Origin of the sequence: Streptomyces sp. NPDC017991 (genome assembly GCF_044328075.1) — a bacterium.
Lineage (GTDB): Bacteria > Actinomycetota > Actinomycetes > Streptomycetales > Streptomycetaceae > Streptomyces.
This window is the reverse complement of sequence record NZ_JBIRGP010000023.1, coordinates 14,752-28,536: the sequence shown is the minus strand read 5'-3', so window position 1 is coordinate 28,536 and position 13,785 is coordinate 14,752. Positions and strand designations below refer to the sequence as shown.

The following is a 13,785-nucleotide window of genomic DNA, read 5'->3' as shown; positions in this document are numbered from 1 at the left end:
CGGTCACAGCACTACTGCGTTGCGGATCGTCGAGTGAGATTGGCCGTGGATGTGCGTCCTGCCAGGTTGGAGAACGTGGGCATGCCGAGGTCGATGGTGCGTTGACGAGTTTCCTCCGCGTCGAGCTGGGCGAGCTTGTCCTGGGCGCCGGCGAGGCTGACTTCGAGTCCCTCCATCTCGCCTAGCCAGCCCTCGCGTTCGGCTTCGGTGATGCGGGCCAGGAGATTGTCGCGGATTTCGGTCAGGCGAGGGCGCTGGGCGGGGTCGGGGCGGAGCATGGAGCAGCGGATGCAGGCGTGTTCGTGGATGCATGCGGTGCCGAAGGCGCGGGCGCAGATGCCGACGGAGAGCTTGCGTCGCTCGAAGTGGCCGAGGAAGGCGTCCCATTCCTCGGAGGTGGGGGTGCGGTATTCCTCGCTGGGGCGCAGGGCTCGGCGGCGGGCGATGAACGCGCGGTGGGCCTCGATGGCTTCGGCCGGGTAGATCGCGTTGTAGCCCATGGTGGTGTTGATGTCGGAGTGTCCGGCGATGACTTGGGCGATGTGAGGGGGGAGTCCGCTGCGGATGGCGTCGGTGATGAAGATGCGCCGGAAGTCGTGCGGGTCGAAGTCCAGTGGGCAGCCGTCGGCGCCGGTCAGGCCGGTGGCGTCGAGGACGTCGTTGAGGCATTTGCGGAGGAACTCGCCGTTCATGGCGGAGATCTCGCCGCTGCGGTCGTACTGGAACAGAAGCGGCATGGGCGGATTCCACACGCGTTCGTTGTAGTCGTAGGCAGCAACCTGCGGGACGGCTCCAGTCTGCGGATCCCGGATCCGGGTAATGATGGTGCTCAGGACGTCGGCGAGTTCGGGGCTCACCAGCAGGACACGCTCCTGGTCGGTCTTCGAGGGAGCGATCTGCAGCAGCGGCACAACTTCGCCCGTCTTGGGCAGCCGGTACTGGATCAGGCTGTGATGGCTGGCCTCCAGCATCTCCTCGATCCGGGCTCCGGTGTGCTGCAAAAACTCAACCATCGCCCATCCCCAGAAAGCCCGGCGCTCCCGCTGAGCTAGATCCCGGCGTCGCCCACTGGCGTCGTAGACCCAGGTAGAGCCCGGCCTTTGGGTGCGAGTGAAGGTCTCACCGAAGACCTCGAACCGGCCGCCGACCGGAGCCGTCTGGAGGGCCTGCAGTCGAGCCTGGGCCTTGTCCAGCAGTTCCTTCGCGGCGAGGACAACCGTTGGCAGAGCCGGCAGGCGTTGCCGGGTGCGCTGGTCCATGCGGGCTTTGACCCGCTGGCCGTGCTTCTTGACGTTGAGGTCGGCCTCCTTGATCGGGCAGGGCGCGACCCAGGGCCCCCAGCGGGTCGGCTCCTCCCCGGCCCACTGGGCGAGATCCAGGTAGAGGGCCCGGACCGCGATCAGCAGGGTGGAACTGTCCAGGCGGGGGGACACGACCTCGTCGTAGGTGCCGTCGCTCTGGCGCCGCCGCACGATCTTTGTCTGGGCCCGCTGCTTCCACTGCACCGCCACCTCCTGCGGCAGGTGGAGCGAGTTGATCCCGGGATGGTGCGCTTCCAGGTCGGCCCAGAAGTGCAGGGCCAGGAACCGGGAGAGGTTGTCCAGCGTCGCGTAGTCGAGTTCGGGTCGGCGCTCTGTGAGGTAGTCCACCAGCAGGTCGCGCACCGGTCGGCAGGTGAGGTCGTAGCGGTCGACAAGCTGCGCGATTCCGACCTGGCCGGTGGCCCGGCTCAGATTCCTCAGCGTGGTAGGGGCATCATCCGGAAGGGTGCCCAGGCGGCGTAGCCAGGCGTAGAACAGGGTGTGCCCTGCCGACTGGGTGTGATGCTCCTGCAGGGCCGCCCGGTACTCCAGCGCGTCACCGACCGTGATGTCGGCCAGCGCCCCGCCCTTCGCCACCATGATCTTGATCAGGTCGTTCACGGCCCGACGTCCAGTCAGCGAGTCCCATCCGGCTGGGCCGGCCAGCGTCTGCAGTCTCGCGAATCCCTCAGGGTCACGCACGAGAGGGAAGCGCTCCTGTATGTGCCGCGCCCGCCGGGCCATCTGCCAGGACAAAGACGGTCGCAGCACGTCGGCGAGGACGAGGCCCACCAGCCCTGAGCCGACGATCGGCGCGGTTACTCCCGTGCTCGTGCTGGCGATCCACTCGACCGCCTTCCGGTTCCACTCCACTCCTGATGCCGCCGCAGGACTCGCGTTCCACCGCTGCTGCCAGGAGGCTCCGGGGAACTGCTGGAGCCAGCCGAGGATCTGCCGTGCGCCAGTGACCCGGCACCACTGGGTGTGTCGCACCGCCTCCCGCAACGGCGAGGACTCCAGACGGTTGACGATGTCGTCGATGCCCGCCTCTGTGGTCGGCCAGACGTCCGCCACCGGCCGCGGCGGGAACCGCTCCGTGATCGATTTGAGGGCCTCTCCCAACAATCGTGCATTCCTCGTTGCGGGCCCTGTGACGGCCTGTTCGGTGCGGGCGGTCACAGGGACGCTCCGAACAGGGTGCGCAGGCTCTCCGGGCTGTAGCCCGGTGCCGGCACGGTGGGGCGCTGAGCTGCGGCGTTCCGCCGGGCGTGATGGGCGCGGATGGTCTCGATCACCTCGTCGTCCCCCGCCTGCAGGTAGATCTGCGTGGTGGACAGGTGCGCGTGCGCGAGCACCCACTGCACGTCCGTCAACGACACCTTCGGGTCCCGGGCCATCCGGTAGGCCGCGGTGTGGCGCAAGTCGTGCAGCGTCCAGTTCGACCCAAGCAGATCGTTCGCCCGGTTGAACATCGCCCGGGCCGCGTCGTACTTCAACGGCCGCCAAGGCCGTCGCAGCGTCCACCACAACGGCAGGCTCCTGCCCTGTGGGACCCCGTCTCGCCGGTTCTCCTCCTGGTAGAGACGCAGCCACACGAACGCATCGGCAGAACAAGGAAGTTGCTGGTAGGCCCGGGTTCCCTTCCGGACCACGCCGAGCAGCTGCTCGCCGGGTAGCGCATCGCACTGCCGGCTGGTGAGAAGTTCCTCGGCCCGGGCCGCGTTGGAGACCCAAAACGCCAGCAGAGCACGGTCCCGGTGGTGCCGCAGGGCGGCGAACAGGGCGTTGAACATCTCGTCGGGGATGCGCCGCGGGGCCCGCTTCGGCACAGTCGGCCGGTAGCGGCCGACCCGTTCCCGCTGGAAAGGATGGCCCGGCGAGTGGTGGGCATTCGCTCGACCGCCGCCGCGGGAGCGGCCCAGCGGGAACGGGTTAATGATCGGTCCCGTGCCCTCAGCCAGGTGGAAGTCGTAGAAGGTGCGGAGCACCGTTTCGCAGTGGGCCCGCGTCCGCGCCGCGTACCGCGGGCCGGGTGAGGCCTTGCCGGTGATCGCGTTCGGCATACCCGGGATCTTCTTCTGCACCGTCTGCGGGGCCGTCTCGGCGGTGTAGCCCGCCTTGCGATGCCGCCAGTGCAGGCGCTGCGGCTTGTTCGCGATCTGCATCCACCGGGAAAAGTCCCGTGCATCTGTGCGCGTCGCCCGATTCCACTCGATGTCGAGCGCCCACAGGAACCGCCACCAGCGCAGCAGGTCTATGCCGTAGGAGCGGATCGTGGAGGCCGGTTTGGCCTCGGCCTGGAGCTCGGTGAAGAAGACCTGGACGGACTCGACGACGGCACCGCTGGAGTCCAGTAACCGGTACAGCGTCCACCGCTCTCCGGTCTCGTGCAGTCTGCCGATCTCGGGCAGGACGAACGCGGTTAAGTCCCTTTCGGGGAGGTCGCCTTGAAGCATCCCGGGAAGCTAGCAGAAGAGGCCGCTGACCTGCGAATACTCAAGGGTTAGTTCGGTTAACATGCCCGTGCCGATCCATGTGGTGTCCGCGACCGAGAACCACGCGATCCGCTTCCACCAGTACCACCTCGACGACATGAGCCGGGTCCGCGTCCGCAAGATCTGCGAGATCGAGGACCGCGAGGTCCCGCAGGGCGAGATCGGCAAGGCGTACGAGATCAGCAAGGACACCCTCATCGCGGTCACCGATGAGGAACTGCGCGAGATGCCGCTGCCCACCGCGAAGGCCATCGAGATCGCCGCGTTCGTCCCCGCCGCCTCCATCGACCCCCTGCAGGTCGGCGACGGCTACTACCTCCAGGCCGACGGCCCCGTCGCCGCCAAACCGTACAAACTGCTGCGTATGGCACTCGAACGCAGCGCCAAGGTCGCCATCGCCAAATACGCCTGGAGCGGCCGCGAACGCCTCGGCATGCTGCGCGTCCGCGACGACGCGATCGTCCTGCACGCCATGCGCTGGCCCGACGAAATCCGCTCCCCCAAAGAACTCGCCCCCGACGCGGTAGAGGTATCGGACGACGAGATCGAGGGCGCGCAGGCACTCATCGACCACATGACCCGCGACAACTTGGAAGGCAGCGAGTTCGAGGACCACTACACCGACGCCCTCGCCGAAGTCATCAAAGCCAAACGCGACGGCCACGCACCCCCCGAACTGCCGGAACCGGCGTCACCCCAGGGGAAGGTCGTCGACCTGATGGCCGCCCTGGAAGCCTCCGTGAAAAAAGCCCGGACCTCCCGCGGCGAGAGCAACGCCGACGTCCACGAACTGCACCCGAAGAAGAAGGCAACAGCCACGAAGAAGACGGCCGCCAAGAAGACCACCGCGAAGAAGACCGCCAGGAAGACAGCGGCGAAGCCGAAACGCAGCGCATGACGCGCCGGGCCACAACCGGTCCAGGACAGCGAAGACGCACTCGGCTATCAGGCCGCGGCAGCCTCCGGCGGGCGCGGCCGTAACGGCCTCCGGCCAGCAGCGGTCGATCAGCTCGCGCGCTCGGAAGGCGTGACCATGTGTGCCGCTGCCAGGGACGTGCGGATCTTGGCGGCCTGCTGGGACAGCCGGTCGGCGACGTTCTGGGCGTGGCGGACGATGTCGTCGTCCGTGTCGTCGTCACCGATCAGCGGGCCGTGGTCGCGGTCGGTGCCGAGCGTGTGTGCGCCCCAGGCGTGGAAGAGGATGTCGTCCATGTCGCTCATCGCGCCGGCGACCGCTTCCAGGATCTCGCCTCGCTGGCGGTACCAGTCATCGGGGAGGTCCGTGAGCGGTCCGTACGCGGCGGCCAGGCCCTGCCACGGAACCGGCGTGCACTTCTCTTCGAAGGACAGCCGCGGCTTGTAGCCGCGCAGCTGCCACTCGCCTTTTGTGCGGGCCGTCGACGGTGATGCGGATCCACAGGTCACCTTCGCCGTCTACAACCAGCTCCCGCCAGTCCCGGTAATCATCCGCGGGCGCCGTGTCATCGGGTCCCCAGGTCGTGCGGTCCGGATGCTCGGAGCGCCGGGCCTGAGAGACGGCGAGCTGAACCGTGCGGTCGCCCGACCGGTCGGCGGCAAGGGTGGGGAGCTGAATCATGACCCCTATCCTTTCGCGGTCCGGGCCATCTCCGGCGTTCGTTCCCGAAGTTCGGCGCCGCACCGGAGCGCTCTGCTGCACGGCAGCCGACCGGGCGGCGCAACGGTTCGCGGCAGCCGGGCCCGAGGGGTGACCGGCAACGCGGCGTCGGCCCGGGCGGATGAATTTCTCCCTCGTGTACGCGGGCGCCGTTCTGGCTGCACGCATCCAACGTGCCTGATATCAGGGGCTATTTACTCTCTTTAGGATGTTCTGTGGTGTTCTGTTCCGCCACTTCCGAGAGGCGAACGAGCCCGCGGCGCGCCGCCCCTCGCTCAGGGGGTATGGCGCCGTCGGCACGCGGAAGCAACTGTGCCCGGCCGGGTCAGCCGCAGTCGTTGTTGTTGATGCGCAGAGAGCGGGTGGTGTCGTTGAGGTTGTAGCCGCGCAGGTCGTGGATGGAGCCGCCGCTCCTGGTGACGCACACCCAGCGCCCGGCGTAGTCCCGCTTCTCATACACGCGGGCGGTACGCCCGGAGTTGTTGCGCACCGAGCTGCCACGGTCACGGATCGCGGAGGGCAGATCCTTCACGCTGCCGTCCACCGCCCGCTTCACCCACGGCTGTCCCCCAAAGTCGATCTCCGGGTAGATGCACACGTACCCGTCCGGACAGTCCACCGCCGCTACAGCCAACTGACTCTGCGCAACAGACGCCGTGCGGACGGCGCCGGCCTGAGCCGGAACGCCGAGGGTCAGGGGAACGAGCGCCAGCGCGGCGGCCGCAACAAGGCGTTTCACAGTTGAGGTCATGCCGTCAGGCAAGCGCAGACAACCGCACGGCACGCCGCGGACCACACCTGCTCCACCCGGTCGGGTACACCACAGACCGACAGAAACGATCCGCCCGCCCGGCCGGGTTTGCCCCACCGCTTCGGCCGCCGGTACACCGCCCCCGGGCACCGCTCACCGCCGGGAACGCTCTCTGCCCGCAGCCGGGGAAAGTACGGCGCACCCGGCCGCGCCAGCAGGGCGGGCACCCGCTCCCGTATGCCGCACAGCCGCCTGCCACCCGGCATCCGCACCGACCCACCGCGTGCGCTACCGGATACGGCCAATGGACTCTGGTGGTGAGCCGGTCGTCCGGCTGGCTGTCAGTGGCCCCTGCCACGATGTGCCGCATGCTGAGTCGTGAGGAATTCATGGAAGCCGCGCGCGCGAGCGGGGTTTCACAGGGTGCCGTCGATGAGATTCTGCGGTGCCTGCGGCCGTGCGTGGTGATCAACAGGGACAAGGCGGGTGCGCCGGTCGGCAGGTGGGAGCGCGAGGAAGAGATGGTGGTCTTTGTCGACTGTGCCGCTCTTCCTGACCGGCACCTGGACCTGGGGCTCGGGCTTCCCGGTTCGGGTTCTGTGGTGCTGGAGCCGTCGTTGTCACCGCGGTGGCTCCCGGGTCCCTACGCCGACGAGTTGACGGATCCGGAGGACAGCGGGGAGCTGCACGCCTATGCGGCGTGGACGCACGCGGAGTGGTACACGTACACCAAGGACAGTGAGCATCCCGTGACGATGCATCCCGCCCTTGAAGAAGCAATGTCGGAGTACCGGCGGTGTCACGGTCCCATGGAGCTGTTGGCTGACGGTTATCTTGCTTCCGACAGGTCCCTGCAGCTCGGAGGTGTGATGCTCAACATCGCATCTGCGGGTCCATTGGAGCTCGAACTGATCGATCTCGACGACGACTGGGACTGGAAATTCACTGACGAGATAGTGCGGAAGGCGTCTGTCTGGAGGCTCTTCGCCCATCTCCACCACGACAGCGGCTTCGAGTACTTGTGGATGGTCCACCGTGAGGACACCGCTGTGGAGCGCTACGACGAGATCATCTGGATGGAACATCTCGAATGACACCCCTGCCGGTCCGTAGAGCGCTGCCCCCTCTCACACCAGCTACTTGACCCGATAGCTGCATGAGTGTTGTCTGCCCACGCCCACCGCCCGACTGGATGGAAGGCATCGGGAATGACATGGACTCTGCCAGCGCCGATGCTCACCGACGCCGTGCGCGGCCCCGCCCTGCCGGCGATGTCGGCCGCAGAACCGAAATGGGACGCCTTCCGCGCCGGCCTGTCCGTCGACGGCGGCCAGGACGTGCTGCGCTCGCGGCGCGGCACCCAGATGAGGCCCGCGTTTCCCGAGGTCGTGGCCGGCGCCGCGCAGCTGCCGGACGCCTGGCTGCGAAGCTCTCAACGAGTGTCGTTTGTCGATGAGTCTGGATGTCAGTTGAGGGCCGAACAGGCGTCGAGTGTCGATGAGTTTGAGTGTCACTCAGGCGTGCGCGGAGGGGTGCAGACCCGAGAGCGCGTCCGCGCGGTCGCTCTCGCCAGCTCATCGCTTTGGGCGAACTCGTCGTGATAGTCAGAACCAGTGATTGGTCGACTTCCCCTTGATGAGCAACTGGACGTCTTGCAGACGGTCCTCTCCCGCAACGAGATCTTGACGGATGTGCTGGCCAGAACCGCGACGCTCGACTTGCCCGGTTGGTATGTGACCGCGGGCTGCCTGTTCCAGACGGTGTGGAACGTCGTCACCGACAAGCCGCCGACCAGCGGCATCAAGGACTACGACGTCTTCTACTTCGACAGCTCCGATCTGTCCTGGGAGGCGGAAGACGCGGTGATCAAAGCTGGGCAGGAGGTGTTCGACGGGGTGCCGGCCGAGGTGGAGATCCGCAACGAAGCACGCGTGCACCTCTGGTATGAGGAGAAGTTCGGCGTGCCCTGCGCCCCGCACGAATCCACCGAGTCGGCGATCGATTCCTTTGCCGCGACGACGTGCTGCTTGGGGGTGCGGCTGGAGCCGGACGGACGATGGCGCGTCTATGCCCCCCATGGACTCTCCGACGTGTTCAACCTCGTTGTCCGGCCCAATCCGGCGCTTGCCCCGCAGACCGTCTATGAGGCCAAGGCACTGCGGTGGAGAAGCCAGTGGCCCGAGCTCTCCGTGCTGCCGTGGCCGAGCTGATGCCCGGTCGATGAGCCCACTCCGGCGGAGCGTCGGAGTGGGCGGGCCGACCAAGGGCTGTCCGTCTGGCTCGGGTCGATGTTGGTGGCGTCAGACTGTGGCGGCTTGTTCCGCTCGGGCTTTGGTCTGGGCGAGTCGGTAGGAGTCCGTGCCGGTCTCGATGATGGCCGCGTCGAAGGTGAGCCGGTCGACGATGGCCGTGCAGAGCCTCGGATCACTGAACGTCTTCGTCCATCCGCCGAAGCTCTCGTTGGAGGCGATGACGACGCTGTTCTTCTCCTCGCGTTCGGTCAGGACCTGGAACAGCAGCTCGGCGCCCCTGCGATCAAGTTCCATATAGCCTAATTCGTCTATCTATGCGGATATCCGCATAGATTGATCTATGCCGAGACCGCGACTATGCCGACAATCCGCTGGCGACGGTTGCATCCTCGCCTGTCTGGTCTGCGTTTGAGACGTCGAGATGGAAGGGTGATCCGTTGGCGAGTGGCGTCCATCCCTGCGCGAGGGCGGTCCGGATGGCCTGGGCGACATCAGCGGGAACGACTGGCCTGGTCGTCAGACCGAACCAGTTCTCGGGGTGGTGCGAGCCGGTCTCGACGACGAGAACGGTTCCCGGGTCGGTGGCGTCCTCGACCGCGAACGTCAGCGGACCCCAGCCGTTTGACTGGCAGTAGGTCGGCTTATGGCGGACGCGCCAGCGGTAGGTGACGCCGTCCACGACGATGCGCCGAGAACCCTTCTTGACCAGCGCCACCGTCTGCTCCTTCGACTGCCCGTATGTCGCTCCGACACTCTCAGCCCGGCCTCGGGGAAGCAAACCATTTGAGTTTCCTCGGCATAGTCACAAGCGGCCGAGGAAGGCCAAGACTTTGTCGGTGGGCCGGTAGCGGCCCGGCCGGGCGGTGACGGGCGCAGTCAGCGCGAGCGCCTTCGCCTTGATGGTCATGTCGGCGTGGACGTAGGCGTCGGTGGAGCGGACGCCGGCATGGCCGAGCCAGAGCGCGATGACCGTGGTGTCCACTCCGGCCTGCAACAACGACATCGCGCAACTGTGCCGCAGGACGTGCGGGTGGATGCTCTTGTCAAGCAGAGACGGACAGGTTCGCGCCGCGGTCTTGGCGTGGGTGCTCAAGCGTTGCGCGACGGCGTCGCGACTGAGGCGCCGGCCGGTGCGGGTGCAGAACAGGGGGTCGCCACTGCGGCCGGCGCGTTCGTTGAGCCAGGAGTCCAGCAGGTTCTGGACGGGACGGTCGAGCGGGACGCTGCGCTCCTTTCGTCCCTTCCCCTCGCAGCGGACGGCGGCGCCGTCGCCCAGAGTGATGTCGCCGCAGTTCAAGCTGGTGAGCTCGGAGACGCGCAGGCCGGTCTGGACAGCCAGTGCCAGCATGGCTTTGTCCCGTCGTCCTTCCCATCGTTTCGGATCCGGCGCGGTCAGCAGCGCGTCGACCTCTGGGCTGGTCAGGAACGTGACGGTCCTCTTGTCGTACCGCTTCGGCGGGATGTCCAGGACCCGCTGGATGAGCAGAGCGTGTTCGGGATGTTGGAGGGCAGCGTAGGAGAACAGGGAGCGGATCGCGGTCAGGCGGACGTTGCGCGTTCTCGTGCTGTTGCCGCGCTCGTCCTCCAGGTGATTCAGGAACGTGGAGATCACGTCCGCGTTCAGGTCGTTCCAGTCCAGCTTCGCCGGAGCAATTCCGGTCCGCTGCTGGACGAAGCCGAGCAGGAGGCGGAGTGCGTCGCGGTAGGCGGCGATGGTACGCGGGCTGGCCTGGCGCTGGCGGGCAAGCCGGTCGATGAAGAATGCCTGCAAGGTGGGTGCGATCAGAGTCATGAGCGGGCCGCCTTCCGGACGCCGTCGCGGCGGGCGGCGGCCAGAGCGAGCAGTTCCGGCGCCGCCGACAAGTACCAGTAGGTGCAGGCCGGTTCGCGGTGTCCCATATAGGTCGATAGTGACGGGATCCGTGCCTGGATGTTGTCCTCGGTGCGATACCAGTGCAGCAGGGTTCGAACGGCGAAGGTGTGTCGCAGCTCGTGCAGTCGCGGTCTGTGCGGGGCGTCGCGGCCGACGCCGGCGGCGTCGACCAGGGCCCGAAAGACTGGATGAACGCAGGCGTAGATGAGCCGCTTGGCAGTGAGGGAGATGGAGAACGCGGGGTCCTTGGGCCTGGGCATCAGATCCTTGCGAAGCCTGTCGTACTCGCGCAGCGCGTTCGTGGCGCTGTCCTGCAGCGGGACCAGCCGGGACTTGCCGAACTTGGACTCGCGGATGTGCAGCACGCCCTGGGTCCAGTCAATGTCGTCGCGATCCAGCTTGATGGCCTCGCCGATGCGCAGGCCGGACGCGGCCAGCAGCCCGATCAGCGTGTGATAAGTCGCCGCCCGCAATGGCTGAGGGATGGTGTCTTCGGTCGCGGCCATGATCGCTGCGATGTCGGCGTCGGAGTAGAGGAAGATCTGACCCCGGCGCCGGTTGTAGGGCACCAGCCCCAGTGGAGGCACCTCGGTCGCCGGGTCGGTTCCGCTCAGATAGCGGGCGAACCCGCGGACCGCGGTGATCCGTCGAGGGCTGACCGTCCTGACCACCTCGGGCTCGCGGGTCTTCATCCAGTCCAGCGCGGCGGCCACGGTCACGGTCTGTTCGCCGCGGTTGTCCATGAAGCTCACGAAGTCCGGCAGCAGATACGCCGCTTCGGCCATCTGGTGCCCCAGCGAACGGCGAAGCCGCAGGTAGTCAGCAAGCGCCTGGTGGAGATCGGTCATGCCGCCTCCGTCCCGGGCCAGGGCTGTGCGACCGCGCGCAGCGCGATGAAGTCGACCTTCGCGTAGAGCGCGGTCGTGGCCAGGTCCTGATGCCGGAGAACCTGGCCGATCGCCGTGAGACCGGCGCCGTTGCGGAGCATGTCGGCGGCCAGGGCATGGCGCAGCCGGTGCGGCCCGACCTTGGGCGAACCGGCCCGCAGACAGGCTCGTTCCACGACGTCGCCGACCAGGTCCGCCCGGATCGGACCATGCGGAGCCCTGCAGGTCAGGAACACGTGACGGGCATCCAGGCGGGGCCTTGCACTGGACAAGTACGCGACCAAGGCCTCGCCGACGTCGGCCGGAAGGGGGAGCCGGTCCTCACGGCGTCCCTTGCCGCGGACAACGATCTCGCCGCAACGCCAGTCCACGTCGTTCAGCAATAGCCGGGCTACCTCGATCGAGCGCAGCCCGAGCCTGGCGACCAGCATCAGGATCGCGTAGTCGCGGACGCCGACCGTTCCCTGGCGCGGAGTGTGGTCCAACAACCGCTGAACATCGTCGGCGGCACGGAGGCGAAGCGCCACCCACCCACCGGAGGCACCGCGCCGCCGAGCTTCATCGGGATGACGCCGTGCAGGTGCAGGAACCGCATAAGGGATCGCAGTTCGGCCACCCGTCCCTTCGCCGAGCCCGCCGAGACCCTGGAACACTCCCGCAGCAGGAACGCGTTCAGGTCCGCCCCGGTCAGACCGTACGGCGCGAACTCCCCGTCGGCCATCGCTTGTTCGGTCAGGAAGCGCCGGGCGGTGTTCCCGTAGCGCAGCATCGTCGACGCCGACAGGCCACGCTCGGATTCCATCCACCACCTGTACCGCTCCAGCAGATCCTCCGCCGGCGACGGTGTCACCCGCGGCACTGGCACCACTCCGGCCTCACGCAAGAACGTCAGCAGCGGGACCATGCCGCGCGGCCCAGCCACCCGGCAACGACCCGACTTCCGCAGGTCGGAAAGGTGTTGCTTCAGCCGCCCCTCGTCCAGATCAGCAGCATCGAGGCCCTGCTCCGAAAGCCACAGTCCCACCTGCCCCAGATCCTTGAGCATGTTCCTGGAGGTCTGGGCCGTGTACCCGCGCTCCGCCAACCATGCCCGGTAGCACTCGACCTGTGCGGTCAGGACACCCGCCTTCCGACGCGTACTTCCGAACGGCATCGTCACCCCCTCGCGGGAGCACCCTGCCCCCTCGCTCACGGAGGCTGCCCGGCACGGAAACTATGCAGAGCCATGCACAGCCGAAACCCCACGAAGGAGCGGAACAACGCACACGGCTCCGGCATAGTCGCGGTCTCGGCATAGGTCTATCTATGCGGATATCCGCATAGCTGGACGAACTCGGCTATATGGAGCTTGACCGTCGCGGGGCGGAGCTGCTGTTCCAGGTTTTGACGGAGCGTGAGGAAAAGAATTCTGTAGCGATCGCCTCCAACGAATCCTTTGGGGGCTGGACCAAAACCTTTACGGATCCAAGGCTCTGCGCGGCCATCGTGGATCGGTTGACGTTCGGCGGCAACATCATCGAGACCGGCACCGACTCCTACCGGCTGGCCGCTACCCGGGCCCGCGCCGAACAGATGGCGGCGGCCGCGGACGCCGGTTGACGAAGCTGTGGGGCGGGTCGCGGGGTCCTCGCGCCCGCCCCCGCTGGCCTATCGCAGGGAAATATTGAGCTTCTCGCCGACGGTTCGGTAGCCGATCCGGGCATAGATCCTCTCGATACCAGGATCTCCTGGCTCCAGCCACACCATCCTGCAGCCGCGATCCAGGACCGCAGCGGTCAGATAGGCGGAGACCACCGCGCCGATACCGCGCCGCCGGTAGCTCACGGCGACCGCGAGGCCAGCCAACTCACTCAAGCCGTCCACCGGCGATGAGCAGACGCCCGCGCCGACCGCCGTGCCGTCGCTGACGCTGGCCAGGGCGACCACGCCGCCACTGTCGACGGTGTCGCGCAGCCAGGCGGTCTCACCCGTTGTCGGCTCACCCGGCTGACCGTACCCAGCGTGCTGCACCATCGCGGTGGCGTAGAGCCCGGCGTCATCGGTTGGCTCAGTGATCAGGACGTCGGTTGCCGCTCCGGGGGTGATGAGTGTTTCAGCTGAGCAGGCCATGACCGCGGCGCGGTTCTCGGCCGTGAAGCCCGCCGCGAGCAGGGCCGGTTCGACCTGCGGCGCGCAGGTGGGCAGGTACTCCAGACGCGGCACCCGATTGAGCGTGCGAAACGTACTGATGAGGGCGCTGACCTCGCTCGCAATCGGCGCGGCCCCGTCATCCGGGATCGCGTAGTTGGCGAACGGGCTCGGCCAGTTCCGGTCATAGCGCACCACGAACGGGCCGCTCCGCACGTGACCGTCGGAACGCAGGGCGCGAGTGCGCGCATGGTTTTGGACGTCGAAGTCCATCTGAAGATTCCCTCTGAAGGCATGTAAAGACTCGGACATGCCGCCGATATCACCCGGGCCCGAAAACGGGGGCACGCCGGGTGATGCATTCGGTGCATCGGCGGCTCACGTAGCGAACTCGCCCGCATCCAATTGGCTTCAGCTCCAGCTCTGTGAGTGCTCGCAGTCAGCGGTGATCTTGGCATGCCCG

Annotated in this window: 14 protein-coding genes and 2 pseudogenes; 5 read left to right on the top strand and 11 right to left on the bottom strand. The window is 67.2% G+C overall.

What is annotated here, in order from left to right; translation table 11 throughout:
- Window positions 1–11: 11 nt before the first annotated feature.
- Window positions 12–2,423, bottom strand: a complete 2,412-nt coding sequence (locus ACH4DZ_RS42235; protein ID WP_398294752.1) for a tyrosine-type recombinase/integrase — start codon at window positions 2,421–2,423, stop codon at window positions 12–14.
- A gap of 53 nt (window positions 2,424–2,476) precedes the next feature.
- Window positions 2,477–3,757, bottom strand: a complete 1,281-nt coding sequence (locus tag ACH4DZ_RS42230; protein ID WP_398294750.1) for a tyrosine-type recombinase/integrase — start codon at window positions 3,755–3,757, stop codon at window positions 2,477–2,479.
- Window positions 3,758–3,818: 61 nt separating this feature from the next.
- On the opposite strand from ACH4DZ_RS42230, the gene ACH4DZ_RS42225 reads away from it, so the two are divergent.
- Window positions 3,819–4,694, top strand: coding sequence for a Ku protein (locus ACH4DZ_RS42225; protein WP_398294748.1), 876 nt, complete (start codon window positions 3,819–3,821; stop codon window positions 4,692–4,694).
- 107 nt (window positions 4,695–4,801) lie between these two features.
- On the opposite strand, the gene ACH4DZ_RS42220 is transcribed toward ACH4DZ_RS42225, so the two are convergent.
- Window positions 4,802–5,221 carry a hypothetical protein gene (locus ACH4DZ_RS42220; protein ID WP_398294746.1) on the bottom strand — a complete coding sequence of 140 codons (420 nt, stop codon included), beginning with the start codon at window positions 5,219–5,221 and terminating at the stop codon, window positions 4,802–4,804.
- 536 nt (window positions 5,222–5,757) lie between these two features.
- Window positions 5,758–6,183, bottom strand: a complete 426-nt coding sequence (locus ACH4DZ_RS42215; protein WP_398294744.1) for a peptidase inhibitor family I36 protein — start codon at window positions 6,181–6,183, stop codon at window positions 5,758–5,760.
- 368 nt (window positions 6,184–6,551) lie between these two features.
- Here ACH4DZ_RS42215 and ACH4DZ_RS42210 point away from each other — a divergent pair, with 368 nt between their 5' ends.
- The 3 genes from ACH4DZ_RS42210 to ACH4DZ_RS42200 all read left to right on the top strand — a co-directional run bounded on the left by ACH4DZ_RS42210 (window position 6,552) and on the right by ACH4DZ_RS42200 (window position 8,393).
- Window positions 6,552–7,277 (top strand): hypothetical protein, encoded by a 726-nt coding sequence (locus ACH4DZ_RS42210; RefSeq protein WP_398294742.1) that lies wholly within the window; start codon window positions 6,552–6,554, stop codon window positions 7,275–7,277.
- Window positions 7,278–7,415: 138 nt separating this feature from the next.
- Window positions 7,416–7,784, top strand: a complete 369-nt coding sequence (locus ACH4DZ_RS42205; RefSeq protein WP_398294740.1) for a hypothetical protein — start codon at window positions 7,416–7,418, stop codon at window positions 7,782–7,784.
- A 12-nt stretch (window positions 7,785–7,796) separates the two neighbouring features.
- Window positions 7,797–8,393 carry a nucleotidyltransferase family protein gene (locus ACH4DZ_RS42200; protein ID WP_398294738.1) on the top strand — a complete coding sequence of 199 codons (597 nt, stop codon included), beginning with the start codon at window positions 7,797–7,799 and terminating at the stop codon, window positions 8,391–8,393.
- 90 nt (window positions 8,394–8,483) lie between these two features.
- Here the strand turns inward: ACH4DZ_RS42200 and ACH4DZ_RS42195 are convergent.
- The 6 genes and pseudogenes from ACH4DZ_RS42195 to ACH4DZ_RS42170 form a co-directional block, all read right to left on the bottom strand.
- Window positions 8,484–8,747 (bottom strand): annotated as a pseudogene (locus ACH4DZ_RS42195) (ATP-binding protein); the annotation flags it as partial.
- A gap of 43 nt (window positions 8,748–8,790) precedes the next feature.
- Entirely contained in the window at window positions 8,791–9,150 is a 360-nt protein-coding gene (locus ACH4DZ_RS42190; protein WP_398294736.1) for a hypothetical protein, read from the bottom strand.
- Between the two features lie 87 nt (window positions 9,151–9,237).
- The gene (locus ACH4DZ_RS42185; RefSeq protein WP_398294734.1) at window positions 9,238–10,227 is read right to left on the bottom strand and encodes a tyrosine-type recombinase/integrase; all 990 of its coding nucleotides are present in this window, start codon (window positions 10,225–10,227) and stop codon (window positions 9,238–9,240) included.
- Entirely contained in the window at window positions 10,224–11,156 is a 933-nt protein-coding gene (locus ACH4DZ_RS42180; RefSeq protein WP_398294732.1) for a tyrosine-type recombinase/integrase, read from the bottom strand. The genes ACH4DZ_RS42185 and ACH4DZ_RS42180 overlap by 4 nt, the downstream gene beginning before the upstream one ends.
- Window positions 11,153–11,683, bottom strand: a complete 531-nt coding sequence (locus ACH4DZ_RS42175; RefSeq protein WP_398294730.1) for a tyrosine-type recombinase/integrase — start codon at window positions 11,681–11,683, stop codon at window positions 11,153–11,155. The genes ACH4DZ_RS42180 and ACH4DZ_RS42175 overlap by 4 nt, the downstream gene beginning before the upstream one ends.
- A complete protein-coding gene (locus tag ACH4DZ_RS42170) occupies window positions 11,626–12,348 on the bottom strand; it encodes a hypothetical protein (protein WP_398294728.1) in 723 nt (240 codons plus the stop codon). The genes ACH4DZ_RS42175 and ACH4DZ_RS42170 overlap by 58 nt, the downstream gene beginning before the upstream one ends.
- Window positions 12,349–12,518: 170 nt before the next feature.
- Between ACH4DZ_RS42170 and ACH4DZ_RS42165 the strand changes: the two are divergent.
- A pseudogene (locus ACH4DZ_RS42165) lies at window positions 12,519–12,794 on the top strand (ATP-binding protein); the annotation flags it as partial.
- A 48-nt stretch (window positions 12,795–12,842) separates the two neighbouring features.
- On the opposite strand, the gene ACH4DZ_RS42160 reads toward ACH4DZ_RS42165, so the two are convergent.
- On the bottom strand, window positions 12,843–13,595 hold the full coding sequence (locus ACH4DZ_RS42160; protein ID WP_398294726.1) for a GNAT family N-acetyltransferase: 753 nt from the start codon (window positions 13,593–13,595) through the stop codon (window positions 12,843–12,845).
- Between the last annotated feature and the right edge of the window lie 190 nt (window positions 13,596–13,785).

Excerpts from the sequence above, each read along its gene's own strand:
- ACH4DZ_RS42205 (WP_398294740.1), top strand. The coding sequence starts at position 7,416 with ATGCTCACCGACGCCGTGCGCGGCCCCGCCCTGCCGGCGATGTCGGCC.
- ACH4DZ_RS42215 (WP_398294744.1), bottom strand. The coding sequence starts at position 6,183 with ATGACCTCAACTGTGAAACGCCTTGTTGCGGCCGCCGCGCTGGCGCTC.
- ACH4DZ_RS42180 (WP_398294732.1), bottom strand. The coding sequence starts at position 11,156 with ATGACCGATCTCCACCAGGCGCTTGCTGACTACCTGCGGCTTCGCCGT.
- ACH4DZ_RS42210 (WP_398294742.1), top strand. The coding sequence starts at position 6,552 with ATGCTGAGTCGTGAGGAATTCATGGAAGCCGCGCGCGCGAGCGGGGTT.
- ACH4DZ_RS42160 (WP_398294726.1), bottom strand. The coding sequence starts at position 13,595 with ATGGACTTCGACGTCCAAAACCATGCGCGCACTCGCGCCCTGCGTTCC.
- ACH4DZ_RS42230 (WP_398294750.1), bottom strand. The coding sequence starts at position 3,757 with ATGCTTCAAGGCGACCTCCCCGAAAGGGACTTAACCGCGTTCGTCCTG.
- ACH4DZ_RS42170 (WP_398294728.1), bottom strand. The coding sequence starts at position 12,348 with ATGCCGTTCGGAAGTACGCGTCGGAAGGCGGGTGTCCTGACCGCACAG.
- ACH4DZ_RS42185 (WP_398294734.1), bottom strand. The coding sequence starts at position 10,227 with ATGACTCTGATCGCACCCACCTTGCAGGCATTCTTCATCGACCGGCTT.
- ACH4DZ_RS42225 (WP_398294748.1), top strand. The coding sequence starts at position 3,819 with ATGCCCGTGCCGATCCATGTGGTGTCCGCGACCGAGAACCACGCGATC.